The sequence below is a fragment of the Haloquadratum walsbyi C23 genome (assembly GCF_000237865.1).
Taxonomy (GTDB): Archaea; Halobacteriota; Halobacteria; order Halobacteriales; family Haloferacaceae; genus Haloquadratum; species Haloquadratum walsbyi.
Genome location: NC_017459.1, coordinates 2,172,529 through 2,198,304, shown reverse-complemented (window position 1 = coordinate 2,198,304; position 25,776 = coordinate 2,172,529). Strand labels below are relative to the sequence as shown.

Below are 25,776 nucleotides of genomic sequence, written 5' to 3'. Positions count from 1 at the left end.
GGCTCTCATCGTACAGCCAATCTGTCGATGCTGTGTCTGTGTCTGTGGCTATGTTGTATTGTTTTGCCCGCAGGTGAGTTCCCACATTATCAAAGCCGTGTGGGCTTTCACCTTGCATCACTGTCACAGTCACAGTCACGGCACATCTGCATCCACATACTCAATACACCTCGATACCAATATTGTGAGAAGAGAAGCCACACCACGAAAAGGGTTTTAATAAATCATTGCCTACCTATCGATATGAGCGCGGATCGGGCCGCTCTTGAGGCGGCCCTCGATCGCGGCGAGGAGGAGGGAGGAAACGTTGAGTTCAAAGAACGACTCTCTCGTGAGGTACACCTCGCAGATGGACGACTTGAGAGTCTCGCAGCACAGTTGCGCCATCGAATACTCTCAGGCGATGGCACCGCGATGTACGTTATCGGTGTGACCGACGATGGCGGTATTGCCGGCATTTCTGCGGATGCGTTCTCAGAGTCAATGGATGTTCTTTCTGTGCTTGCCGAAGAGGCTGGAGCACATATTGAGGATGTTGAAACCTGGGGAGTTGGTACTGAAACAGAGCGTGGGCGTGTTGGGGTTGCAACTCTCAACGAGGGGTCAATGCTCAATGTCGACGATGATCATATTGTCGTTGGGACAGCCGGTCACGTTGATCATGGAAAGTCGACGCTTGTTGGCTCACTCGTGACTGGGACTGCTGATGATGGGCAGGGGCAGACCCGTGGTTTTCTTGATGTACAACCACATGAGGTTGAGCGCGGTCTCTCAGCTGACCTCTCATATGCTGTGTATGGATTTACTGACACTGACACCGTCCATATGGATAATCCACATCGGAAATCAGACCGAGCCCGGGTTGTCGAAGAGTCAGACCGTCTTGTCTCGTTTGTTGACACAGTAGGACATGAACCGTGGCTTCGAACAACTATCCGTGGACTTGTTGGGCAGCGACTTGATTATGGACTTCTTGTCGTCGCTGCTGATGATGGTCCGACAAAGACCACACGTGAACACCTTGGCATTCTACTTGCAATGGAACTTCCGACGGTTGTTGCAATCACAAAGGTTGATATGGTTGATACCGACCGCGTTGCTGAGGTTGAGCGTGCTGTTGAGCGATTACTCCGCGATGTCGGTCGAACGCCGTTTTTGATCGAGCGACATGGGGTTGCGGCGGCTGTTGATGAACTAAGTGACTCAGTTGTCCCGATCCTCCGAACAAGTGCAGTGACGATGACTGGGCTTGATGAGCTTGACTCAATGTTTGAGTCTCTCCCGAAAACAACCAATCATGATCGAGATGATTTTCGGATGTACATTGACCGTACATACTCCGTGACTGGTGTTGGTGCTGTTGCCTCAGGGACTGTTGGATCTGGTAGTGTTGAGGCTGGTGATGAACTACAAATTGGTCCAATGCCGGATGGCTCATTCCGTGATGTCGAAGTGCGTTCAATTGAAATGCATTATCATCGTGTCGACCGCGCGGAAGCAGGAAGAATCGTTGGCATTGCACTGAAAGGTGTCGATGAGGAAGATATTGAACGCGGGATGGCACTGCTTCCAGCGGAAAATGATCCAACCGCTGTTCGCTCATTTGAGGCTGAAATAATGGTACTCAATCACCCGACACGAATTCGTGATGGCTATGAACCCGTTGTTCATCTTCAAACAGCAAGTGAAGCTGTTATCTTTCATCCAGACGAGGGGCAACTCCTTCCTGGCGATACCGGTACTGCAACTGTCGAATTCAAATTTCGCCAATATCTTGTAGAAGAGGGACAACGCTTTGTATTCCGTGAGGGACAATCAAAGGGTGTTGGAACGGTCACTGATGTTACCACACATATTGACCTCTCAGATTGATATCCTCCCGGCGTTGAAGAGCGATTATTCTCGACCGCAGTTGTGATAGTAGGGTTTGCATTCTACCACTTATTTTCTCGATGAAAATCTATCTGATAAACCACGAAGGATGACCCTGGACTGCGCCAACCAGTCGACACTCACATCCCCGTCCAAGTTGGACGCAAACTGGGAGTTACTTTCTGTGTTGTTGATGTCGAAACGGATGTTCTCCGTCCTATTCATATCAGCGTTGCACATATCGCCGTGTTCCTCACGCACGTACAAACCGCATTGAACAATTCAGACCAAATCATAGATATCGATCTTTATCCCTCCCGAGGGGTTGAAAACGTCGGCTCCACATCTTCTATATATGCTCTCGCTCTCAACGCCAGTCATTGGACTAGCTGTTTTGCTTGTTGGTGTTCAGGTGGTGTATTCAGCACTTGATATGCTTAATATCAGTTACGGGGCTGCAGCTGTCCGCGATGCAGATACATGGATTCGTGATGGACTCAATATTTCAGATCCTGAGCGAATCCTTGCATACCAGCGTTCAACAACAATCCTCTCACGGATTCAATCATGGGTCGGACTTGCTATTCTCTTAGCTATTGTAGTGACCGGGATCTACACTGATTTGACGCGAGCGCTCACACAAACTGGATTGACTCCATCCATACAAGGTGTACTACTCATCGCTGGTGCTGTTGCTGGTTCGCGGTTCCTCAGTGCACCATTTGATCTATACAAGACATTTGTTATTGAGGATCGATTCGGATTCAACAATCAAACGGTTATGCTATGGCTTCGTGACTGGATAATTGGTCTTGTGATTGGACTCATTGCAGCTACGCTGATTGGTGGAACCGTCCTTTGGGTCATCGAAGCCGTCCCATCGTTATGGCCTGTTCTCGGATGGCTCATTGTCATTGGTGTTTCACTCGCGACGATGGTGATATATCCACGGGTAATTGCACCGCTGTTCAACGATTTCGAGCCAATTGAGTCCGGAGCGCTTCGTGATGCGGTTGAAGATGTGTTCAGTCGGGCTGGATTCGATTGTGAGCAAATATATGAAATGGATGCAAGCCGTCGGTCGTCGCACTCAAATGCATATTTCATTGGATTTGGTCGCGCTAAACGAGTTGTTTTGTTTGACACTCTTATCGAGCAAATGAGCACCAATTCAATTCAGGCGGTTCTCGCACACGAGCTTGCACACTGGAAGAAAGCACATATTTGGAAGCAACTTGTTGCGTCCACAATCCAGATGGGAGCAGTTTTTGCCTTCCTATGGTGGATTACCAGCTCTGAGTGGGTGTATACTGCATTTAATCTTCCATCGGTGACATACGCTGCATTAGGCATTGGACTGTTGTATGCTGGACCAGTTCTTGGACTTCTGTCACCCGTGACGAACCGCCTTTCATTATCGCATGAGCGTGAGGCTGATGACTTCGCAGCCGAAACCATGGGCGGACCAGCGGCTATGACACAGGCACTTCAAACACTCGCTGGGGAAAATCTGCAGAATCCGTTCCCACATCCAGCATACGCTGCATTCCATATGACTCACCCGCCGATTCCAACACGTATCCGTCGACTTCGTGAGCAATACGGTGATGACAATATCAATGATGGGCTTCTTGATGGAGACGACTCATCCGCTGAGACTGATGGAGACGCCGATGATGATCCAGCAACGCCAGCAGCTTGATACTGAATTCAGGGTAATCACCATGTCTTTTGATTCATATTGCTTGTTGTGCACGCCATATCAGTCGAAGGATCACTAATTCACCGCTGTCCGGGAGGCAATTTATGAAAATATACACTATGTAATATTTCACCATACTGACGTGCTCAAACAAAGTATAATTAATATTCAAATGACTCAGCTACAAGCTCCTCATTCGTCTCGCCAAGAACGTGGGTTGGACCATCAATCACATCAACAGTCACCTGTGCGGGCGCAAACACACTTTCTGGAACATCATAGAAATCCCAATCTGCCTCAGCAAATATCTCCTCGAATGGTGTTCCATATTTATCACGAGCAGTCGAGGGGAGTTCTTTGAGTACAGGGTCATCCGCCGTGACGGTGAGATGCACAGTGCCCCCGTATGCTAATGCATCATTCGTTCGCCCCATTGCGATACTTTCATTATAGCTAATTGGTGCAATCGGTGCTGACCCAAATGCTGAATGAACGTTTCGAACATCATATCCAAGTTCAAATAATCGGAATAATGCAAGTTCTGCAGCTCGCGCTGCGGCTGTGACGCTTCCAACAACCGATCCAGTGGCATATGTTGGGAGCATAACCCCGCTCAGATTGACATCTGTTTTATTCGCGACATGTTCAATAACAGTCTCAGATGGAAGTGAAATGCTCTCAACGCTAAGCACAGCCAAGTCAAACTCATCAAAATATTCGAGTGCCTGGAATTCATCCTCTTCAGCAACAAGTGCACGGGCTGGTCCTGCCCCAAGTCCCTCGAACGTTGGGTCATCAAACTCAAGCTCCCATCCTGCTTTTTGCGAACACAGTAATGCTACCGCAGGGTGGTCTGTTTGAACTTCGACGTGTGGTGTTTGCACGCCTGCAATCTCATCCATCCGGGTTTGCACAGTTGCTAATCCAGCAGTCTGGATTTCAGCAAGTAATAATCCAGCTTCAACGCCACCCTCTGCATTTACACCAAAATCAAGCACTCTCGCACCCGAATCCAATTCCTGTGGAACGATTCGAAGTTCTTCAGCAAAATCAATCGCCTCATCAACAAGCTCAACCGCCATCCGGTTGATTGAATCCATACTTATTATTGACTGGCGCTCAATAAAGGGGTTCGCTCAGAAATTTAAACATGTTATCGCTTAATTCTCCATGGTTGAATAGATATTTTACTGGATAAGATATCCCACAGGCGAGGGAGAGCGAGTATCTCAATTGATTAGATGTAATCCAAAGCCGGCTGAGATAGTTGGAATACGCTGTTTGAACTCAAATAAAGAATTTTTTATTTGAACCTAGATCTAGGGTTTTTCGAATTGAATGCAGTAGTGTCACTCACTCATCGTTTTTGACTGTTTTTGTCTTCGACCCTTCAGTCGGCGACAGACTGTCACCTCGAGCAGGTCGGCCAAGAGTCTCCTCAACAGCATTGACCTTCTCTTGCGCGGTTGTGTCACGCGCCCGTTTATCATCAATCTTCAAGACGGTGCTCACACGATCTGCATCGACAGCATCATGTGCAGCTTGCGCAGCAGTAAATAACGTTTCTGTGTCATCTGCTTCGATGACTGTCCCCATTGGATTCGTCTCATAACTAACCGGGAACTCATCAAGCGCTTCCACGGCGTCCGCAACATCACTTGCCATACTCTCTTCAATCACTGGTGCAACACTCAATAATGCAATTACACTCATCACTATTTGTCGATCATCCAGTAAAAAAACAATTCGCCCATAGTAATCACCTGACATCGGTAATAAACTACCATTAATATATTACGGGATAAGAAAGGAGGATATAGAACTACGCAGATATAGTTGACATATGAGGTTACATGTTCAATCGAATCTTATTACCGACGGATGGGACCGATGCGATGCAGACTGTCATTGATCATGCGATTGATATTGCGTCTCGACGTGACGCGGTGATACACATTCTATATGTTGTTGATGATCGGGCATTCCTCACACTTCAGGATGGAATGAAAGCCGACGTAATTGCCGAACTTGAAGCTGAAGGCGAAACTGCCCTCGAAGCAACTGCTCGTCTCTTCGATAATTCTGATATCAAAACAACAACAGCACTTCGTAAAGGCGATCCAGCCGATGAGATTATTTCATACGCCACTGAGACAGATGTCGATCTCATCACAATGGGGACACGCCGAGCTGATTATACCGAGAATCTAGTCGGCAGCGTTTCACAGTCAATTGTTGCGCGTGCAGATATCCCCGTCCTAACGACGAATCTTACACGTGATGACGACATCTGAGCGTATCAGCGTCGCACGTGATGCCGCGCGTGCCGGTGCACATGTCGCTGCTGATAGTTTTCGAACAAAACTTGCAATTGAACAAAAAGATGCGAAAACAGATGTTGTGACGCAAGCCGACCGTGATGCTCAAACAGCAGTCATTGAATCGATTCGTGAGACCTTTCCTGAAGACGCTATTGTTGGTGAAGAAGAGGATGCACTGAAAGTCGTCCCTGAAGATGACACGGTATGGGTTATTGACCCAATTGACGGCACAAATAACTATGTTCGTGGCACACGGACTTGGGCAACAGTTGTTGGCGTTGTGCGTGATGGTGTTGTCACTGCTGGAGTCATAACTCTGCCAGCACTCGATGATAATTACTGGACTGATGGCGAGTCAGCATACAGGAACGGCACCCCTGTGTCGGTCTCAGAGACAACAGACCCAGAAGCAGGCGTTGTTACTCCAACAATGTGGTGGGATTTCGATTCACGTAATCAATATGGCAACGCATGTCAGGCTATTGTTGATCGTTTTGGTGATCTTCGCCGAATAGGCTCTGCGCAGGCTGCTCTTGCCAGTGTTGCTGATGGGTCGCTTGATGCCGTTATTACAAATCTTCGGACAAAACCATGGGATACACTTGCGGGTGTGGCAATGGTTCGTGCTGCTGGTGGTACTGTGACGGACCTCCACGGTGACACATTTCGACACGACTCTATTGGGCTTATCGCCTCAAATGGATTGATACACTCGAACGCTCTCTCAGCAGCACAGTCAATCGATCACCCAGACGCGGACCAAAGATGAATTAACCCGATATCACTGGCGTACTGTGCTAGTCGTTCCAGCTATTCATCTGTGACTCAGGATCAATGGTCAATAATTATCAATCAGATTAATTCCTCTTCGCATTGTTGAGCGAGGCTTCAGCCTCTGATTTTCAGTAAATAACTATAATTAACTGAGTCATAGAGTTGTCAGTGTATTCGTTAGAGTGGACCGGAATTCTCAACAGTGATGCCACCGGCAATACGCATATGTCTACTGTCGCTGCTCGTCTTGATACTTCCCCAGAGCGTCTGTGGGTTGGCACTGTATCGACGACAGTCGCTGTGCTTGTTATTGGATCACTTGTCGCACCAGAGACGATTTATGATAGCTTTCTCTGGCATTATTTCTGGGGACCGGTTCAGGCGGATGCAAACTCTGCGGTATGTGCAGTTAGACCTGGCTCAACGGTACAATACCTCACGAGTACAACGGCGTGTGCCAACGCCACTGAACCTGTTGCATATCCTGGCTATACACTCGTTTCTGAAGTTGGATACATGATTACCTTGCTTGTTGCATTAATTGGGGTGGTGTTTCTTCTTCGCCAACTTAAGATTGGATCCGATCGACAACTATTCTATGCACTTACCCCATTCATCTTCTTTGGTGGGGCACTCAGAGTCATTGAAGACGCAAATGACGCTGTCCCGTCTGCTGACGCACTCATCAGTTATCCACTCAATACACTTGTCATCAGCCCAATCATCTACTTCACTGTCTTTGCAGTCACACTTGTTGCTGTTGGATTCACTGTCTGGGCAGAACGCCGTGGTCTCGTTGAACGATATGATCGGCTTTTATTCATCACTGGAACAGGAGTACTCGCGCTTGCTCTTGGCTATCTTATTTCACTTGTAATCAATTCAGCTCCTGGTGTTGAATTTTATCCGCAGGTGCTTCTCACCGTAGTCATTGGGGCAACTGCTGTAACTGGAATCACATGGTGGGTCATCAAAACGTTCATGCCGTCAATTAATCGTGGCACAGAGTTCGTTGGACTCGTTATTCTTTGGGGACATGCTGTCGATGGGGTCGCAAATGTGATTGGGCTTGATTGGATGCGCGCAATTGGTGCTGGACCAAATCTCGTGCCGAAACATCCTGTCAATCAGTTTGTTGTTGACGTTACTGGATCGGTGCTTCCGACATCAGTTCTGGCTATTACCGGTGATACATGGCCGTTTCTCCTGATAAAACTCCTTGCAGCAACATTTGTCATCTGGGTATTCGAACCAGAAATATTTGAGGAGAGTCCTCGCTACACAATGTTACTTCTCATTGCGGTTTTGGCAGTTGGATTGGGACCAGGCACGCGTGACATGCTTCGAGCGACATTCGGGGTCTGACATATTTTTGATCTATACTTATGTGGTATAGGAATAGATCTCATAACCCTATGATTGTGATTGTAATTGTAATATAAAAAAAACTGAGACGTTCAGTTGTTACGGGAATGGGTGGAACGGTCGATCAAGTTTGGCGTCAAATCCAAACTCGCGCGGGACACGTTTTGCTCGCTCACCGAAGAAACTGTGTTGTTGGAATAGCGGTTGTGCGCCCGGAATAAGGACTCTCACAGCTTCAAACCCAAGCGTTGATACATCGGGTGTTGTTATGCGCGTCGCATACACATCAAGATCAGCTTCAGTTACATGCTTGATAAGTGAATCAAGCGCATCCGCCCCAGTTGGGATAGGTGACGGTGCGATATCCTTGGCTGCAACCGTAGTTTCAGTCATAATAAATTTCTGTACGCGACCTGGGAACGTTGCATACTCGTCAATCGCCCCATCAGTATCCGTCACACCATCCTTCCCCATTGCTCGCAACTCCATCCAGTTTTGCAATGCCTCTGCAAGCGAACCCTGTGCGGTTGCAACCGGGTCAAGACCTGCATCTGATCCGATAGCGAACTGTGGCCACTCACCATCATCACGGTACACCGCAGTTGCAATCACAGGAACATCGATATCTTGTGTAAGTAAAAATGTCTGTACAGTAAGTCCAACTCCGCGAGCACGCTGACAGAGCGTCCGGTAGCTCTCATCATCGACTGTCAACTTCACCGGCTCAAAGGTTGAATACCAAGCAAGCATTGCTGCGTCGCGCTCAATCACTTCAGAGATTCCAGCGCACAAAGCCTCAATGCCTCCGTTCCCAAGCCCAAGCCCCGTTGTAATTGCTGGGCGATATCGTTCCTGTGGTGGCGGATGATAGACGAACGTCGCCGGAAGTGCAACGTGTTCATCAGTTGCGAGGTTAATTCCGGGGACCCACGGTATTGGATTGCTTGGGTCGTATGTCGGCGTCCTCTCCGGTTGTACAAATCGGCGGGGAGAGACTGCTGCACTCTGTGTGTCTTCAGATGCTTTGATAAACTTCTCAGTTCGATACACTCCCGCACAGTATCGCTCAAGTGCCTCTCCAAGTGCCTTCATATATGCAATATTCCAATCAGCGTCAACACCAGCCGCAAACTCTACAGCACGAGTATCACTAAATGACTCCGTTGATGCTATTTGTGCAATGTAATATGGGGCAGGAAATGACTCACGCTCACCGACTTGTGTGATAATTCCCAATCGATCATCAACAGCTCGTTCAGCATGAGAGAGAGATGTATCAAGATTCACATCGCGCGCTGTTTGCTCAGGGGTGAACCGCTCACTCATATCGCCATCGTGACCGTACATGTCCGGAGTTCCTATGAGATCCCGCTCAGGTCCGATTTTTGTCCCCGAAATTTCAAGCACAGTTCCGGAGATATCAACAGCAGATGCAGTACACATCCCGACGGCTCGTTGCCCAGCGAGTACACCTGCTGTGATGGTGGTCCGGTCTGCAAATCCTGCATCACCTGGTGATGTTGTTGTCATAACACGCGTCTGCAGTGTTTCAAACGTGGGACCCTTTGCAGGAAGCGTGGTGATCGCCGCATCAATGTCGTCGATAGGGCATCCGCCCATCCCACCAAATTCGATAAAAACCATGGCTGAGTCGGCACTGAGCGCTCCTGGAATTACCGTGGTTCCATCCTCACCTGTCTGCTCAACTGTTGTTACCACGACAGTCGCATCCGCATCTGCCGGTGATTCGGTATGAATGAATGTAGGCTCTGATTTCGAGCTCGAATAACATGGATCGGAGTCTAAACCCGTGTTAGTGGATGTCATTACCTGTTTTGCAGCATCAATAGCAGCAGACGGTCCTGGTCCAGTGATCGCGAGTGCATAGCTCACGGCTTTGATTCATCAGTCACTCATAAAAACATACACGAATATATAATCGGCTCCTACAATCGCTGATGAGCTATATGCTAATAAATAGGACTCCACAGATCGCCCGAGTTGTGCTAATTCGTCTTATGCAAGTAGACTTTCTGCGACGCCAGCGAGCTGATCGGAACTGGCACGTACGAGTTGATTATGACCAAGTTTCAAACGAAGCCGCGGTCGACCAACGTCAATTGGGACTTTTTCGGTATCAATCAGACCTGATTCCTCAAGTTCGGTTTTTGTTCGCGAGAATGTTGCCTTACTCGCAATTCCAACATCTTCGCCCCACTTTGAGATGTCATAGAGAAGAACGTTATTCTTTGCAGCGACTAGCAGGCTAATTATCACCTCATTGAGTGCACTCCTATCATCACGAGCGGTCTGTAGTGTTGTTAGTACCGAATCAAAGTCTGAGCGTGTTTCATCACCGATTTCACTTGCAAGTGTCGACCGGACAGATGAAATTGCTGGCGTCTGGAGCGGATATGATGTTGCTGATTCAAATGCCTGCTCATATGAATCTCGCACGCTTGTGACAAATTCAATCTCATCAGCAATCAGCCCAGCAACTTGATTATTCGTCTGAATCATCGTGACTGTTGCACTCGTTGTAACAATTAATGAATTCGGCTCTGAAACGTCACTTACCCGGAGTGTAAGTACATTTGAGTCAACAAGCTCGGCTGCGTTGCTCGCAACAATAAAATTATCCATCACCTCTTTTAACCGCTGTTCATCAGATAATAATCGGACACTCGTATCATTGGTGAGTGTATCTGAGCAATCTGTGACAAGTGCCTTAGTGAGGTCTTGAGTTGGATTGACTACATATACTGCGCCAGTCACTTCTGAAAGCACAGATGAAAGAACATGCCCCATATCTGTGCCAAGCACATTCGCATCAAGACTCATAGCCAATGTAGCGTACTACAACGTCTTGAAATTTATTACAAGCTAAATTATGCAGAATACTTCTATGATATCCACTTACTACGGTCAAAACACCCGCTAAAGCGTTTTCATATTTTTGAATATTGAGTCGTGTCCAAGCTTCAAAGCACTCATTCCACTTAATTTGTTGATGACTCCTCCAGTGAGATGATTGCTGCTCGATGTGACATGGATTGAGATGTATATATCACAAAATAGATATTATCAACACATGAATTTTTTTATATTCATAACGCATCATTCTATCAAATTTATATGTTAAATAACCAATACAATGAGCCAGGACAAATAGGTAAAATCAGGGGGAGTGGACACACTTATTTGAGTAACGTCCCCGATATTGTGTATGGAACGTAGTCACATCCGCGACGTCGACCCGGACGCTGCTGATGCGCTTTCGAGTGAACGCCAGCGTCAAGAGGATACACTTGCGATGATTGCAAGTGAAAATCACGTCAGTGAAGCCGTACTTGAAGCACAAGGAAGCGCACTGACAAATAAGTACGCTGAGGGATATCCCGGTGAGCGATATTACGCTGGCTGTGAGTATGCTGATGAGATTGAGTCACTCGCTATTGAGCGTGCAGAAGAACTGTGGGGTGCTGAGCATGTTAATGTTCAACCACACTCTGGAACCCAGGCCAACATGGCTGTATATCTCACTGCACTTGACCCGGGCGATAAGATACTTTCATTAGATCTCACCCACGGCGGACATCTAAGTCATGGTCATCCAGCGAATTTCACCGGACAAACATATACCGTTGAGCAGTATGAGGTTGACCCCGAGACGGGATATATCGACTATGAGGGACTCAAAACAAAAGCTGATGAGTTCAATCCTGACATTATTGTCTCTGGATACTCCGCGTACCCGCGAGAAGTCGAATTTGAGCGAATTCAAGAGGCTGCAGACTTGGCTGACGCATACCATCTTGCTGACATTGCTCATATCACTGGATTAGTTGCGGCTGGCGTTCACACCTCTCCTGTCGGCGTTGCAGACTTCGTGACTGGATCAACACATAAAACAATTCGCGCAGGACGCGGGGGTATCATTATGTGCAATGAGGAGCACGCAGATGATATCGATAATTCGGTATTCCCGGGCGCACAAGGCGGACCGCTCATGCATAATGTCGCTGGCAAGGCAGTTGGTTTCAAAGAGGCACTTTCTGATGAGTTTGAGGCGTATGCTGAACAGACCGTAAAGAACGCAGAAGAACTTGCAAATACACTCACCGATGCTGGGCTCTCTGTTGTTTCTGGCGGTACTGATAATCATCTTGTTCTTGTCGACCTTCGACCATCGCATCCCGAAACAACTGGAAAGGAAGTCGAAGCAGCACTTGAATCAGCTGGTATTATTATGAATGCGAATACAGTCCCCGGTGAGACACGATCGGCGTTTAATCCAAGTGGGATCCGTGTTGGAACCCCGGCGCTCACCACAAGAGGATTCACCGAATCGACAGTTCGTGAAGTTGGTGAGTTGATGATTGAACTTATCGATGACCCGACCGACGATGAGGCGATTGCTGCTGTCAGCGACCGCGTCGATACGTTGACCGACGAATATCCACTATACAGATAATCAAACGGCTCCGTGTCACTTGAGCGCTGCTGTACCTTATGAACGGAACAACGAGAGTTCTACGGGTCACCTGACTTGTGGTCGTTTACTTACATATTGAGTTTTCAGTAACTAAATGGAACACTTTTCATAACGGTAAGCGACGAAATTGATGCGTTTCAAGTATGTTGCTAGCAAGTATTCCTGTGTGACACAGACACAGACACAACTAATTGACGGCACAGAGGTTGCCGCATCAATCAGATCTGATCTTATTAGCAGTGTTACTCGTATTGTGAACACCGGGACGACTCCACAGTTGGCGACGGTGTTGATGAACGATGACCCAGCGAGTCAGACGTATGTTTCAATGAAACATGATGATTGTGAGGAGGTTGGAATCGCAACACGAGATATTACGATCGATCCAGAGGCGCCGGCTGCCGAGCTGTTTGATACTGTTGATGAACTAAACGCTGATTCATCAGTACATGGGATTCTTGTACAGATGCCTCTCCCTGACCATGTTGATGAGCGTGAGGTTCTTCGCCGAATCGACCCGAAAAAAGATGTCGATGGGTTTCACCCTGAAAATGTTGGGCGGCTTGTTGCTGGACAGCCACGATATAAACCATGTACACCGCATGGGATTCAAAAGCTACTGATTGCGGCTGACATTGAAACAGAAGGAGCGGATGCAGTCGTCATCGGTCGATCAAATATTGTCGGCAAGCCAATGGCAAACCTGCTCATTCAAAAAGCGGACGCAGGGAATGCAACGGTAACTACATGTCATTCCCGAACTAATAACCTCGCTTCGAAGACTCGCGACGCTGATATCATTATCGCCGCTGCTGGTGTTCCTGAGATGATTGATGGAGATATGATCTCAACAGGAACTGTCGTTATTGATGTCGGAATTAATCGCGTTGAGACCGAGAATGGAAGTGAACTTGTTGGTGACGTTGAATTTGAGTCTGCAGCGAAAAAAGCGGATGCAATCACACCTGTCCCTGGAGGCGTCGGACCGATGACGCGAGCAATGTTACTCTGGAATACAGTGAAGGCAACCGCAATAGCCACAGATACGTCGATTGAACTTCCTTAGACGAGTAGAGTATACACACATATATCCTTAATCAGTGAGAGAATCCCGGCGTTCACGCCGGGCGAGGATATCACGTCCGCTCATAGTTTTTATACTCGTATACACGCGTACACTCCCCGTAATTCACTAACATGGAAAATGTCAATAATCGTTGGTAATTCTGTCTTGATGTCACCGTCGGAATCCCCCCGGACCGTCTGGCTGTGATGGTCCTGCTGTATCAGAGGCGATCCGAACCCGGTCAGTGTCAGGTCGGGGTTCAATTTCAGTACCATCCTCAAATCGAACAAATGAGAGATAAAATGGGCGACCGCAAGGGCTAGTTATATCTGGATTTTCTACATCATCTGCAGGGCTTCGATCGCCTGTCCATCGGATTCCGGATGTCGCCTGATCTGTATCCGATTCTGATGGTATTTCCCCACAAACAAATCGAATCCCATCAGCAGACTCATACGATACATTTGTTGAGTCATGTGGGTCGGTGTATATCCATCCCTCAAGCGGATATGGTGTAACTGACTTATCAGCGAGGTAGCCCTCGCGCTCAACTTCTACGACAGCTCCACAGTGTGGGCAATAATACGTCACAGGATAGCTCATTGAGTGAATGTACGTTCTGGACCCGATTGACCATATCGGTCTTCACAGAGTTACAAGATGGATGCCATGGGGCTTGTCCCCAGGCAATTTACACTGTCCATCTAGACTCAAGCCTGTATGTGCTTATTTTGATACCGCTGTCATCTCTTAAAACACAAGCTGAAACCCCGACTGCGCTCATACGCATCCTTGCTTGATTTGAGAAAGACAGTATGTCACCGTGTGACTGTCTCTGCATATCGGAAAGCAACATCAGCTCGTCTTGCCGTCGTCTCATCCCGCGGTGAGTCACCAATAAATACTGCTGTGTCTGGGTCTACAGACAGTTGATCAAGCGTATGTAGTAGTGGACTCGGATCAGGTTTTTGCGTTTCAACAGTGTCTCGACCGGTAACCGCGGTCACATGTCCATCAATTTCTTGCGTTTGAAGCGCAATCTCACAAGCAGTCTCACAGTTGAGTGAGCAAACGCCCTCTTGAGGGGCAATATTTCCTACATCATCTGCATGTATTAATCGGTCAGCTGCTCGGGCTCCGCGTCGCTCGTGTCCGGAAATAACAGTCTCAACCTCATCGCGAATTCCTCGTTTTGACGCGAGATTAAGCATTTCCCATAGGTCAATGTCGCTGACATCGATGCCTGCTGTCTGAAAAACCTCTGTGACATCACTAGCAACAATGTCCCAATTGACAGATAGCCGAACCAGAGTCCCATCAAGATCCCATACGACAGCCTCAAACTCTGATAGTGAATCGTAATCCATCACCAGATATCTCATATATGTAAAAAAGAGAGTTGTGAATATCGAGGCTATGCTGTGTGAGATCAAATAAAATCAAATAACAGAAGCCATACAAACCACTCGAAAATGATTCGAACTCGATTGACCTGACTGTCAAGATTTATTCGTCTGCCCTCCTTCACGTCTGTATGTCAGCTGATGGTAACCGAACAACAACTGTCGCAGCATATGTCGTCATTATTACCGCTGCTGTCGTAACCGCATCAGTTGTTGCTCCGGTCGTTTTTGATACTGTCTCCGGCTCTGGATCTGATGAAGGCGGTGAGTCAAGCGTCGCTGTCATTACATTCCGTGGTGGAACAACAAGTGGGAACGTCGCCGCCGTCACAGAATCACTTCGTGAAGCACGAACAAACGGATCTGTCGATGCAATTGTGCTTCGTATTGACAGCCCTGGTGGTCCCGTCGATGCAAGTGAGGAATTCTATCTTGCGGTCAATCGCACAGCAAGTCAGATGCCCGTTGTCGCATATGTTGAGGGAACGGCTGCCTCAGGAGGGTACTTTGGAATTGCCCCTGTGGATGAAATCGTTGTTAAACCCAGCTCAACTGTCGGGAGTATTGGTGTTATTGTCCAAGCACCATTGAGTGCAGTTGAAAATATTGAAAATCAACGACAAGTGTTCATCCGGTCGGGTCCAGATAAAGCACAGATCACTCGTGATGGACTTCGAGAAAACCTTGAGTTACTTCAAAAAGCGTTCGTTGATACAATCATAAAACATCGAGGTGATGAGCTTTCACTCAGTCGAACAGAGGTTGCAACTGGACAGACATTCTTAGGTCCTCGAGCTGTCGACAATGGGTTTGCTGACCAGATTGGCGATCTCAATGTCGCTATTGAGGAGGCTGCTGGGCGTGCTGACGGAATCTCCGGTGATGAATATAATGTGTATTATAAATCGTCACGTGCACAACAGCTGAATGTCGTTGTTCTTGGTGAGGATGAATCCACTTCTCTTGGCGAGAACACCGCTGATACTGTCTATGTTGATGCGCGTCCAAACGCAGATGCAAGTACCGATGATCAATTTGTCCAACCAGTGAAATACTACGCTGTTTGGGGCGTTCCACAAACAACAAATCAGACCGTGGAGGTGAGCGCTAATGAGTGATCGAATAATCAAACCACTTGCGGTATTCATTCTGGTTATTGCTGTCATCCTTGCTGGCACAGCGGTGATTGGTCTCCTCTCAGGTGCCAGCGGAACGCCTGATGGACAGCGAATTGATGGACAGTCGCCATCACAGTTCCAGCCTTCAAATCTTAACCAAGGTGTCGACCCAGAATCAGGGTCTCTCACGCTTGAATCCGGAGCGACTACCACCGGTGGCGATAGTAGCAATAGTGGTGGATCTGTGCTTGTCGACTTACGCCACAGCAATGCTGTTACACAGGCTGAACTTGAACCAATTGAAACTGCAATGTTCTCTGCTGGTCACTCATTTGAGTATGATACCGGTCAGGATCCACTTAATGAGACACTTGATGAGCATGACGGGTATCTTGTTATTCAACCAACAGAAGGATTCTCTGAATCAGAACGTGAGGCAGTTGATGAGTTTACCGCAAGTGGAGGACGCGTCGTTATTCTTGGTGAGCCGACGCAACCCCGTGTTACCTCATCCGGGTTCTTTGGGACGTCAACTGCAATTGTCTCATTCGGTGCTGACAAGTTACTTGATGAATATGGAATCAGTATTGGACCGGAGTTACTGTACAACACTGCAGACGAATCAAATGACAACGGATTCAAAAGTATATATACATCACCAGTCCGTGGAAATCAGCTAACCGAAGGCGTTGAAACGGTTAGCTTTGACCGTGGTGGATATGTAATTACGCGCGATGATAGCGGTGCGACGACAGTTTTCACTGCAACTGAAGACACGAAGACACTTGACACACGCCGAGCAGATACATATCCGACCGTCGTGCGTAATGATGATATTGTCTTTGTTGCAGATTCAACATTTATTAAGCCAATTGAACTATATGACACTGATAATGAAGTCTTTGTCAGTAATCTAATGCAGTTCCTCCTCGGTAGTGAGGACCCGAGAAATACTGGTGGACCAACAGCCTCTGAAGCTCAATCAACACAGAACGAATCGACAGCTCAAAACTGAGTGTCACCAACAGACAATTTACTGATTTATCGGTCGGATCTCAGCTATAATTACAATAGTCGACGTTTATTTTGAAAAGAATGCATGCCCGGGGTGGGCTCCGAACCCACGATCTCCGCATGTCCCAGGTCCGAGGCTCGGCGGGCCCCGTAGGGCAACGGAGGCTTCCAAGGCAATCCGCACCGAATCTCAGGAAACCCTATGAGTGCGGCGCTATGTCCAACTAAGCCACCCGGGCGCAAATAAAATTAGTCTAATGGACTTCTTAAACCTTCGCAAGTGAGTCGCCAGACGACGAGGTATTTTTCCAGATACTTATTATATGTCGTAATCATGGACCAATATCCAATATATAGGATAATTAATGTAAATAACAGATAACTAATAAACTACTAGAAGCCAACCCTTTGAGAGTAAGGGAACATAGAGATGAGGGATGAGGGATGCATCAAGACGTTTTAGATAGTATCAGCAAAGAATGAGACCACTCATGTCACATCGAGAAAGCCGGTGAGTATACTGGTCTTTAGCTCATCGGGTGCGTCTGATATCGTGGATAGAAAGCACGTCGTCAAAACAGCAAACCCCACCCTCACCGGAGCCACGCCAGTGGCTGAGTGGGGTGGGGTGGTTCACGAAGTCAATCCCTACATTTATTCTAAGAGAGAGGATGCGTCGTGATATGAGCTCTGATAACTCCGACAGCGTACCAGAGTCGGTTGGTAAGATAATCGATAGCGAGCAAGTCATCGCAGATATTGACCTTGGTGGTGGTGATGCAATATTTGTGACACCAGCGCAGACAATACGGTATTAATCGAAAAGATTGCTTAGTGATGAGCTAACAGAGACATATCAACATGACGTTGAGCGGATTGCTGTCTCAAAAAAGAGACATAAAGCAAACGTGACTGTAATACATGGCGGCGCAGAGACCGCCGGATTTTCCATTCCAATTGATCTGACTGAGGAGGTGCTCTCATCGATACTCACTGGCGTGCTCCACGCGATGCACGCAATTGAATCTAATGAGACAGTTCACCGTGTCTTCCGATTCAGCGAACTGACTGTTGTGATTACCGAGACAAGATTACTCAAACATGTCGGTGAGGGCGTTTGGAGCACAGAGTTTGAATCGTATCACTACGATACTGTGGATGATCTCACATTTGAAGAGGGATCGCATGCGATGACCGTTGTCCTCGCTGTTGCTAGTAGGACAGAACGATTCAAAACACCACAACAGCAGGCTGATGCGGTTCGTGATACACTTTCGTCAGCACTCACGGCACACTGGGGTGTTGAATCAATTACACAATATCGGACAGATGATCAAATGATAGCGACTACTCAAGAAAAAATAACACTGAATCAACGACATCTTCATGACAAAGCAAAATTGATCTCTCCGTTGACGGGATTGGTCCACTTGGCGCCACTACAAACAGTGACATCACCACAGAGACGGTCATGAGTACTGATGTTGATGGAATTGATTCTGAACCGACTGTTGACGATTTTAGCATGATTTCGGATTCCGATTCGACTCCAGACGAAAATTCAGATCGAGATTCAATAACGATATCATCACAATCACACCCCATTCGTGATGAGGATGAGGCAGTTTCGCAGTCTCAACAGGACAGCCAAGCGAGTCAGCTTCAAACGGAGCACATTAGCAAAATATCTGACATTCACGCAGAGATAACACAACTCAATCAATTGATCGAAGCGCAGCAACAAACACTTGAGGTGCATAGTGAGATACTCAATCAGCTTGTCGAGGACCTTCGTTGATATACCGATGAGGATTCATGACTCTCGACCCAGCACGATCCGGACACATGAGGGTCCGAACGGTCCAAGTTCACCTGCTGGCACCTGTAGAAAATGTCCTGTTGACAGGTCTGAACCACAGCGACGACATTTATAATCACCATCACGCTTGATTATTTGTTTATCGAATCGAATTGCTGTTGCGCCATCTTGAGTTCGTAACCGACCGTCCTCACGGTCAATTACATCGTGCATTACTGCTGTGTCAAGGATCTCACGGGTCAATGACGGGTCTGTGGTCACTGTTTCAATCCGATCCACTGCATCTGATAATGAGAGTTCCTCATCCTCAATACATGCGAGTAAGTTGACACCGAGTTCAACACGCGTTGCGCGATTGGTTGTTGCTGATGTATCAACGTCTTCACCAGTGCTTGAGCGTGTATTGTGTTTATCACCATCATCATTCCCAGACACAATAGTACAGATATCTACAGGCGGTTAACAAAAGTATATGTCCCTGTGGCAGACAACGCCGATATATCATGAGGCGATGGATTTGTTCTTTAGCTGAGCAGCGATATCGATTTATGATTGGTCTTATTGGTGTGATCGTCGCTGCTGCGATAGTAACACTGTCGCCAACGGTCGTATTTGACCACACAACATGGATTATTGCTGACCCGGTTCGCGTTGTTCTTGTGACAACTGGACTTGCGATCGTCCGTCCGTTACTTGCTTGGCCAACAACATTTCTCGCAGTTCTGATTGGATATGGTATTGGACTGAGTGGATTACCACTTGCACTTGGATTGATTACATTCACCAGCATTCCACCATATCTCCTCGGTCGACAATATGATAGAGCGACCGATCACTCAAAGGTTGGAGCAGAATTTATTGAACGAACTGGTGACACCCGAAGTGTCGTTGCGACCCGACTCATCCCAGCCCCCTCTGATGTCGTTTCAGTCGGGGCTGGAATTGCTGGTGTCTCTCTGATTCCATTTATTCTTGGTACGATCATTGGTGAACTCCCATGGGCAATCGCAGGCGTCCTTGCTGGCGCATCTGCAGAAACGCTCACCACTCTGTCGTTACGTACGCTGATTCAGCCTCAGTTGATTGCTGCTGGAAGTATTATTGCAGTGATACTGATTGGTCCTCCAGTTTGGGCGTGGATTCGTGAGCGGAGATGGGAACTCAACTACTGATGAGCCCTTTATGAGTATTATTCAATCAGTGAAGACCCCGTCATTGCTGCTGGCTGTTCAACTGAAAGTAGTTCAAGAACAGTCGGGGCAATATCACATAATGACCCTCCATCACGAATCGTGTCGCCGTCGCCATTACCATCTGGTCCAGTATATACGATGGGCACAGGATTTGTTGTATGAGCAGTATGTGGATTTGCTGCGGTTCCCATGTCATCAGCATTCCCATGATCAGCGGTGACAATTACATGACCACCAGCAGCATAGATTGTCTCAAGAAGTCGGTCTAGTTGTGTATCGACGGCTTCGATTGCTTCGATAGCGGCAGTGAAATCACCCGTATGACCAACCATATCTGGGTTTGCATAATTAAGTATGAGCACATCAGGGTCAGTGGTGTTAATCTGTTCAATCGCGGTATCGGTTACTTCATTGCTACTCATCGATGGCTGTTGGTCGTATGTCGAGACATCTGGACTCTTGATAATCTCACGGCGTTCATCCTCAAAGGCTATTTCACGACCACCATTCAGAAAGTACGTGACATGTGCGTATTTTTCGGATTCAGCAATCCGTAGCTGTGTCAACCCTGCAGTGGCAATTATTTCACCAAGTGTATCATGTTGCTCATTCGGTGGAAACGCAACAGGCAATGAAAATGTCTCATCATATTGTGTCATCGTTGCAAGTTCAGTCGTTGGTGGGTCGGTCTCAAATGACCAGGCTGGATCAATATCAGCAAGCATCCGAACAAGTTGCCTGACGCGATCTGGTCGGAAATTAAATACAAATACAGCATCGCCATCCTCAACTGCAGGGGTGTTATCAATCAGCGTCGGCTCGATGAATTCATCGGTGTCCCCGCGGTCATATGACTCACTAACAGCTTCAAGAGCTGTAGATGTAGTATGTTCCGCTGTTCGATTCACAATCGCATCATAACTCATCAGTGTTCGCGTCCAGTTTTTATCCCGGTCCATCGCATAATATCGCCCAGAAACAGTCGCAATATCCCCTGTTCCGTGCGTATCAATAACCTCTTCGAGCGTCGTGAGATACTGTTCACTACTGTGTGGGTTAGTATCACGACCGTCTGTGAATACATGCGTAATAGCGTCAATATTGCGGTCGCCCGCTAACTCGATGAGTGCATGAAGATGTTCCTGTTCAGAGTGGACACCACCATCGCTAAGCAGCCCCATGAAATGCACCCGACCATTTGTTGCTACAGCGTGATTGAATGCTGCATTGATCGCTGCATTCGTTTGGAAACTTCCATTATCAATCGCATCCTCAACCCGCGTATACGCCTGCTTCACTACCTGTCCAGCACCAATATTTAGATGCCCAACCTCGCTATTGCCCATCTGACCTGCTGGAAGCCCAACTTGACGACCAGACACATCGAGTGTTCCGTTTGCGCCTTTCTCGGTGAGACGATCAAATGTTGGCGTTGAGGCTGTCTGTACCGCATTACGTCTATCGTGATCTCCAAGCCCCCAACCGTCGAGAATGACCAGCGCGGTTTGCATGTCTGTGTCGTGACCCCGATTGTGTGAATAGGCTTCGTTTCATCGATATCTGACATGCTGTGAAATTTTATATTACTGTCACTATGTCCATTACTTTTCTACGGAGTTTGGATCATCAGTCGCGGAACACCAGTTGACACGTCCTATTTCACAGATCTAAAAAAGAAATCCACAGTATCAACAGCTGATATCAATACAGGGAGTATCTCATATTCCAAACCGAATGTAGTGACTATCTCATTCACGGTTGATACAGATGAAATAGAACGTACACCTCATTTAAACCGACACGATAGTTTCTTTCCGGTGCTTGCCATCTCCCGATATGATGAGTGCCTCTGAGTACGACGGAGTTGCCCAGTCTCGTGGGTGGCATGGACGACTTCCTCAACCGTTTCCAACACGCTGGGTTCGTTATTATCTCACGAGACCCGCCAGCCTTGGATGGCTTCTTATTGCTGATGGCGTTGCATTTCTTGTTGGCGTGAATTTCTATGTCCATAGTGACCCCTCTCTTCAGGCTGTAAGCCCTCTTTTATATCCGCTATTTGGCGATTCGCCGACAGCACTTGCCTTAGCATCCCTTTCAGTTGCGACCATACTCCCATTTGTCAGATGCACACAGCTCCAACCGCTTGCCAATATACCATCAAATCATCTCGTCTCAATTCTCCATACACTTGCATTCGTGTGGCTTATCAAATACGGGCTCTGGACCGGTATTGCACTTAATCTACGTCCAGATCTTTATATTGGCTTTACCCCAGCACTTCTCTGGGAATATTGGGGAATCCTACTCACGCATGCATTCTTTATTCTTCAAGCGATGGCAATCCCATATTATGGCGAAACATCACGTACAGCGCTTTTTATTGCGTTTACACTCTTGCTCATCAATGATGCGTTTGATTATGGACTTGGACTCTACCCACCGCTTCGATATGAAGCTGGTATGATGCTTGCGGTGATTACTGTTGGGCTCTCTATTGTTGTTGTGTTACTTGCAGCTGACGCGTTCGATCATCATACCACCGTGCAGTCTAGCGATTAATTAGGATTCATTGACGTCACCCTCTTATACGTCTGGAGGCTAATCCAAGTATGGATTCTGCGGTGCTCCTCGATCTCTTGGGAAATGAGAACCGGCGTCGCATTCTCCGACTTCTCTCACATAAGCCATGTTATGTCACGGAGATCAGCGAGTACCTTGGTGTAAGCCCGAAAGCGGTTATTGATCATCTTCAAAAGCTCGAAGACGCCGATCTTGTTGAAAGTCGAACCGATGAACGACGACGAAAGTATTTCCATATCGCGCGAAATCTCCGACTTGAGGTATCTGTATCACCACATGGTTTTGGTGCAAAGAGCGCTTACCCCGCAAGTCGAAGTCTCGATATGCGTGGTCGATGTCAATATCTGACAATCGATGTACTAGATGCAATAACAGACAGTGATAGTGAGGACACAGCCGACTCAAACTCCAAGTCACGACGCTCCTCAGCACAGAATCGTAAGCGCACTCAGGTGCATGAGGAAAGTGAATCTCGGACGGTTGAAACCACTGAGAGAGTGTCTTCGCCATCACAATCTACGGATATTTCCACACTCATGCAACAATACCGTCGGCTTAATGATCTTGAGAGTGAGCTTTCATTAGCACAACGGTGGGTTCACGGTCGCCTCACAGATATTCTTGATACGCTTGATACCCAACTCGATGCTGAGGCAGATATCCGATTTTATGCTGATGTGCTTGCAACAATCACAACCGAAGCGAAATCAACATCAGCAATTGCAAGCCATATAAATGCAGACGGCGACCGCGTTGAAACAGCACTTGAACATCTCGCACACCACGAGTTTGTTACCCGTGGTCCTGACCGGCAATGGCGAATTGATAAATGATCTCATCGAGATATAATAAATCTTCAATCTGATGAGTGAGGAGACTTATTCAGAGACGTATCCCGTGTCCTTTGTTATTATACCTGTGTGTGGAGTGTATAGCCCTTAGATATCTTTTGTGAGACCACTACGTAAATCACGTCCAAAGTAGTGACCAATGACGGCGATGATGCTCCCAAGCCCTACGCCGGCACCAGCAATTGCGATCCCATAATCAGCTAAAAACTCCACTGCAAACGGCGTGAATACACTTGTGAGAGTTCCAAGTAATAACAGCGTCCCTGTCACTAACCCACCACCAATCGCACTTTCAGCATATCGACCCCGTGATCCAATCGCACCGATCAAGAAACTCGAAATAAATAGCCCAAGAAACTGCCCGATTGTCCCAATGATTGGAACCGACCCACCGCCGAGAAATCCAATAGCTGAGGCTACAATAACAAAGACAAGTGAGCGAATCGTCGGCAAGCGTCGGTTATCCTTACTTGTCTTACTGGTAACTTCTGATCCAAAGTCGGTCTCGATATCACTCCCAATATCTGATTCAACATCAAAATCGAGATTCTGGTCACTCCCTGTCAACGATTTATCGGAGCCAGTCGTTGTCTCTGCTTCTCGCTCATCTGAACGTTGCATATCTATGTTAATACTCAAGCCACATTTACGTCTTGTTCTGTTTAGAACTGTTCACATGTATTATGTATGTGGATTCGCTTACAATCATAAAATTAAATTTCGTATATAATAAATCTGATTAATCAATCTACATATTGAAATAGTTTGTCTATGAATGTGTGCTCAATTTACTCATCAGATCAAAAATACCTCAGCTCGTGTTTGATGATTTCAGAATCTACGTATATTTGCTATCACCAGAGAAACCGGATATACGTGGAAACAGAAATTCCGACGTATACCGCGCACACGCAGAGTGCTAGATTGAATCCAGCATTATATACCGCCAACTTCCGCCGACCACGTGAAAGCAAATCAACCGTCTGGAAACTAAATGATGAAAATGTGGTAAATGATCCACAGAATCCAACGCCAAAAATTAGATAACTGGTCCCAAGAGATAGCCCAGTTGCAATCCCTAATAATAGACTACCAATCGTATTGACAACCAATGTGGATAGTGGAAATACCTCGCTAGCAATTAATTGTCCAATGATATACCGACTCACCGCACCGAACACTGCACCCAGTCCGATTAATAAGAACTCCATCTATTTATTCCATAGTTCTGTCGCGGACACATCAGATTGTGTCTGTATAAAAAACCAAGACATGAATATCGCCCCAAATCCAAGCACATAACTAGTAACAATGTAAGCGACTGCAGTTACTGGTTGTGTTGAAACAATCTGTAATGCGAATGCACTGTAGGTGGTGAATGATGAAATAAAGCCAGTTCCAAGAAGTAACCGAGGTTGTTTGGATATATAACTTTGAGACCGGGAATCAAACATGATCAGTCCGAGAAAAAAACACCCAACGACATTAGATATTCCAGTAGCCAACAACGGGGTGGGAATAATCAACCCAACAATATATCGAGCGTTTGCACCTAAAAATCCACCACCAGCGACTAACCCTATTGATTTTGGTTGTACAATTTCATCCATGGTTTTATTCATTGATTTAAATTAATCTGGATGAGATATTAAAGATTGGGCAAGTTCATAGCATATTTAATCTATGATGTTTCGCTTATTCAGTAGGTAGTGACCAACACTTGTTATGTTAGTCGAATATCGAATCTCACATAGTTAACAACTTTAGTACCATCATACTGACTCTGTCGCTTTATTATAATTAATTATATGTTATACATATATCACCGGACTCGTAGTCTCTTTCATAACCCGTTCTGTAACGCTGCCAAACAGTGTCTTATCTGCCGTTGAACGGCGGCTTTTGCCGAGGAGGATGAAATCAGGTTCATACTCTTTTTCAGCGTCTAAGATTCGGCTGGCTGGATCTCCACTATCTTCAATCGTCTGATATTCAATGTTAGCATCATCAAGTATCTCCATGGCAGTCTGAACTGCCGCGACTCGGACCGCCGATTTACCGCCTGGGTTGTTACTGAAACAATGGAATAATAACACCTCAGACTGGGCGTGATTTGCTGACTCAGCTAGCAATCTAGCACACTCCTTGGCAATTTCCTCATCGCTACTGATACAGGTCAATATTTTCTGACTCTGCATGA

General features: G+C 46.9%; 25 protein-coding genes, 1 tRNA gene and 1 pseudogene. 14 read left to right on the top strand and 13 right to left on the bottom strand.

Features of this window, described 5'->3' with window-relative positions; genetic code table 11:
- Positions 1 to 243 precede the first annotated feature (243 nt).
- Positions 244 to 1,872, top strand: a complete 1,629-nt coding sequence (locus tag HQRW_RS09660; protein WP_011572020.1) for a GTPBP1 family GTP-binding protein — start codon at positions 244 to 246, stop codon at positions 1,870 to 1,872.
- A 355-nt stretch (positions 1,873 to 2,227) separates the two neighbouring features.
- Positions 2,228 to 3,574 (top strand): M48 family metallopeptidase, encoded by a 1,347-nt coding sequence (locus HQRW_RS09655; protein ID WP_014556449.1) that lies wholly within the window; start codon positions 2,228 to 2,230, stop codon positions 3,572 to 3,574.
- Between the two features lie 161 nt (positions 3,575 to 3,735).
- Here HQRW_RS09655 and mch read toward each other — a convergent pair whose 3' ends face one another.
- Together mch and HQRW_RS09645 are read right to left on the bottom strand one after the other, a co-directional pair.
- Positions 3,736 to 4,674 (bottom strand): methenyltetrahydromethanopterin cyclohydrolase, encoded by a 939-nt coding sequence (gene mch, locus HQRW_RS09650; RefSeq protein ID WP_014556448.1) that lies wholly within the window; start codon positions 4,672 to 4,674, stop codon positions 3,736 to 3,738.
- 253 nt (positions 4,675 to 4,927) lie between these two features.
- Positions 4,928 to 5,287: an MTH1187 family thiamine-binding protein gene (locus HQRW_RS09645; RefSeq protein ID WP_011572017.1), complete on the bottom strand. Its 360-nt coding sequence runs from the start codon at positions 5,285 to 5,287 to the stop codon at positions 4,928 to 4,930.
- 140 nt (positions 5,288 to 5,427) lie between these two features.
- Between HQRW_RS09645 and HQRW_RS09640 the strand changes: the two genes are divergently transcribed.
- From HQRW_RS09640 to HQRW_RS09630, 3 genes are all read left to right on the top strand, one after another.
- Entirely contained in the window at positions 5,428 to 5,868 is a 441-nt protein-coding gene (locus HQRW_RS09640; protein ID WP_014556447.1) for a universal stress protein, read from the top strand.
- Entirely contained in the window at positions 5,855 to 6,664 is an 810-nt protein-coding gene (locus HQRW_RS09635; RefSeq protein ID WP_014556446.1) for an inositol monophosphatase family protein, read from the top strand. The genes HQRW_RS09640 and HQRW_RS09635 overlap by 14 nt, the downstream gene beginning before the upstream one ends.
- A 230-nt stretch (positions 6,665 to 6,894) precedes the next feature.
- The gene (locus HQRW_RS09630; protein WP_014556445.1) at positions 6,895 to 8,034 is read left to right on the top strand and encodes a DUF63 family protein; all 1,140 of its coding nucleotides are present in this window, start codon (positions 6,895 to 6,897) and stop codon (positions 8,032 to 8,034) included.
- A gap of 99 nt (positions 8,035 to 8,133) precedes the next feature.
- Here the strand turns inward: HQRW_RS09630 and HQRW_RS09625 are convergent, their stop codons facing one another.
- Together HQRW_RS09625 and tbsP are read right to left on the bottom strand one after the other, a co-directional pair.
- Positions 8,134 to 9,927 carry a YcaO-like family protein gene (locus HQRW_RS09625; RefSeq protein ID WP_014556444.1) on the bottom strand — a complete coding sequence of 598 codons (1,794 nt, stop codon included), beginning with the start codon at positions 9,925 to 9,927 and terminating at the stop codon, positions 8,134 to 8,136.
- A 123-nt stretch (positions 9,928 to 10,050) separates the two neighbouring features.
- Positions 10,051 to 10,875, bottom strand: coding sequence for a transcriptional regulator TbsP (gene tbsP / locus HQRW_RS09620; protein ID WP_014556443.1), 825 nt, complete (start codon positions 10,873 to 10,875; stop codon positions 10,051 to 10,053).
- A gap of 385 nt (positions 10,876 to 11,260) precedes the next feature.
- Here tbsP and glyA point away from each other — a divergent pair, with 385 nt between their 5' ends.
- Positions 11,261 to 12,508, top strand: a complete 1,248-nt coding sequence (gene glyA / locus HQRW_RS09615; protein ID WP_011572011.1) for a serine hydroxymethyltransferase — start codon at positions 11,261 to 11,263, stop codon at positions 12,506 to 12,508.
- Positions 12,509 to 12,659: 151 nt separating this feature from the next.
- Positions 12,660 to 13,595 carry a bifunctional 5,10-methylene-tetrahydrofolate dehydrogenase/5,10-methylene-tetrahydrofolate cyclohydrolase gene (locus HQRW_RS09610; protein WP_014556442.1) on the top strand — a complete coding sequence of 312 codons (936 nt, stop codon included), beginning with the start codon at positions 12,660 to 12,662 and terminating at the stop codon, positions 13,593 to 13,595.
- A gap of 171 nt (positions 13,596 to 13,766) precedes the next feature.
- Here the strand turns inward: HQRW_RS09610 and HQRW_RS09605 are convergent, their stop codons facing one another.
- Complete coding sequence (locus HQRW_RS09605) at positions 13,767 to 14,198, bottom strand: hypothetical protein (protein ID WP_014556441.1); 432 nt, start codon at positions 14,196 to 14,198, stop codon at positions 13,767 to 13,769.
- A gap of 215 nt (positions 14,199 to 14,413) precedes the next feature.
- On the bottom strand, positions 14,414 to 14,962 hold the full coding sequence (locus HQRW_RS09600) for an HAD family hydrolase (protein WP_014556440.1): 549 nt from the start codon (positions 14,960 to 14,962) through the stop codon (positions 14,414 to 14,416).
- 167 nt (positions 14,963 to 15,129) lie between these two features.
- On the opposite strand from HQRW_RS09600, the gene HQRW_RS09595 reads away from it, so the two are divergent.
- Both HQRW_RS09595 and HQRW_RS09590 read left to right on the top strand, forming a co-directional pair.
- The gene (locus HQRW_RS09595; RefSeq protein WP_014556439.1) at positions 15,130 to 16,116 is read left to right on the top strand and encodes a S49 family peptidase; all 987 of its coding nucleotides are present in this window, start codon (positions 15,130 to 15,132) and stop codon (positions 16,114 to 16,116) included.
- Complete coding sequence (locus tag HQRW_RS09590; RefSeq protein ID WP_014556438.1) at positions 16,109 to 17,131, top strand: DUF4350 domain-containing protein; 1,023 nt, start codon at positions 16,109 to 16,111, stop codon at positions 17,129 to 17,131. The genes HQRW_RS09595 and HQRW_RS09590 overlap by 8 nt, the downstream gene beginning before the upstream one ends.
- 85 nt (positions 17,132 to 17,216) lie before the next feature.
- Here the strand turns inward: HQRW_RS09590 and HQRW_RS09585 are convergent.
- Positions 17,217 to 17,369 (bottom strand) — tRNA-Met (locus tag HQRW_RS09585).
- A 432-nt stretch (positions 17,370 to 17,801) separates the two neighbouring features.
- Between HQRW_RS09585 and HQRW_RS09580 the strand changes: the two are divergent.
- Positions 17,802 to 18,605, top strand: a pseudogene (locus HQRW_RS09580) (DUF7115 domain-containing protein).
- Positions 18,602 to 18,928, top strand: coding sequence for a hypothetical protein (locus tag HQRW_RS09575; protein ID WP_014556436.1), 327 nt, complete (start codon positions 18,602 to 18,604; stop codon positions 18,926 to 18,928). Before HQRW_RS09580 ends, HQRW_RS09575 begins: the two are co-directional and overlap by 4 nt.
- 15 nt (positions 18,929 to 18,943) lie before the next feature.
- Here the strand turns inward: HQRW_RS09575 and HQRW_RS09570 are convergent, their stop codons facing one another.
- Entirely contained in the window at positions 18,944 to 19,384 is a 441-nt protein-coding gene (locus HQRW_RS09570; protein WP_014556435.1) for a DUF5830 family protein, read from the bottom strand.
- Between the two features lie 68 nt (positions 19,385 to 19,452).
- On the opposite strand from HQRW_RS09570, the gene HQRW_RS09565 reads away from it, so the two are divergent.
- Positions 19,453 to 20,121 (top strand): TVP38/TMEM64 family protein, encoded by a 669-nt coding sequence (locus HQRW_RS09565; protein WP_014556434.1) that lies wholly within the window; start codon positions 19,453 to 19,455, stop codon positions 20,119 to 20,121.
- Positions 20,122 to 20,138: 17 nt separating this feature from the next.
- On the opposite strand, the gene gpmI is transcribed toward HQRW_RS09565, so the two are convergent.
- Positions 20,139 to 21,653 (bottom strand): 2,3-bisphosphoglycerate-independent phosphoglycerate mutase, encoded by a 1,515-nt coding sequence (gpmI, locus tag HQRW_RS09560; protein ID WP_014556433.1) that lies wholly within the window; start codon positions 21,651 to 21,653, stop codon positions 20,139 to 20,141.
- A 325-nt stretch (positions 21,654 to 21,978) separates the two neighbouring features.
- Between gpmI and HQRW_RS09555 the strand changes: the two genes are divergently transcribed.
- Both HQRW_RS09555 and HQRW_RS09550 read left to right on the top strand, forming a co-directional pair.
- Complete coding sequence (locus HQRW_RS09555; protein WP_014556432.1) at positions 21,979 to 22,704, top strand: DUF1405 domain-containing protein; 726 nt, start codon at positions 21,979 to 21,981, stop codon at positions 22,702 to 22,704.
- Between the two features lie 50 nt (positions 22,705 to 22,754).
- The gene (locus HQRW_RS09550) at positions 22,755 to 23,558 is read left to right on the top strand and encodes an ArsR/SmtB family transcription factor (protein WP_014556431.1); all 804 of its coding nucleotides are present in this window, start codon (positions 22,755 to 22,757) and stop codon (positions 23,556 to 23,558) included.
- A gap of 105 nt (positions 23,559 to 23,663) precedes the next feature.
- On the opposite strand, the gene HQRW_RS09545 is transcribed toward HQRW_RS09550, so the two are convergent.
- From HQRW_RS09545 to HQRW_RS09530, 4 genes are all read right to left on the bottom strand, one after another.
- Positions 23,664 to 24,197 (bottom strand): hypothetical protein, encoded by a 534-nt coding sequence (locus tag HQRW_RS09545; protein ID WP_014556430.1) that lies wholly within the window; start codon positions 24,195 to 24,197, stop codon positions 23,664 to 23,666.
- 233 nt (positions 24,198 to 24,430) lie between these two features.
- Positions 24,431 to 24,787 (bottom strand): fluoride efflux transporter FluC, encoded by a 357-nt coding sequence (locus HQRW_RS09540; protein WP_014556429.1) that lies wholly within the window; start codon positions 24,785 to 24,787, stop codon positions 24,431 to 24,433.
- A complete protein-coding gene (locus HQRW_RS09535) occupies positions 24,788 to 25,198 on the bottom strand; it encodes a fluoride efflux transporter FluC (RefSeq protein WP_014556428.1) in 411 nt (136 codons plus the stop codon).
- A gap of 189 nt (positions 25,199 to 25,387) precedes the next feature.
- Positions 25,388 to 25,774 (bottom strand): universal stress protein, encoded by a 387-nt coding sequence (locus HQRW_RS09530; RefSeq protein ID WP_014556427.1) that lies wholly within the window; start codon positions 25,772 to 25,774, stop codon positions 25,388 to 25,390.
- Positions 25,775 to 25,776: the final 2 nt, after the last annotated feature.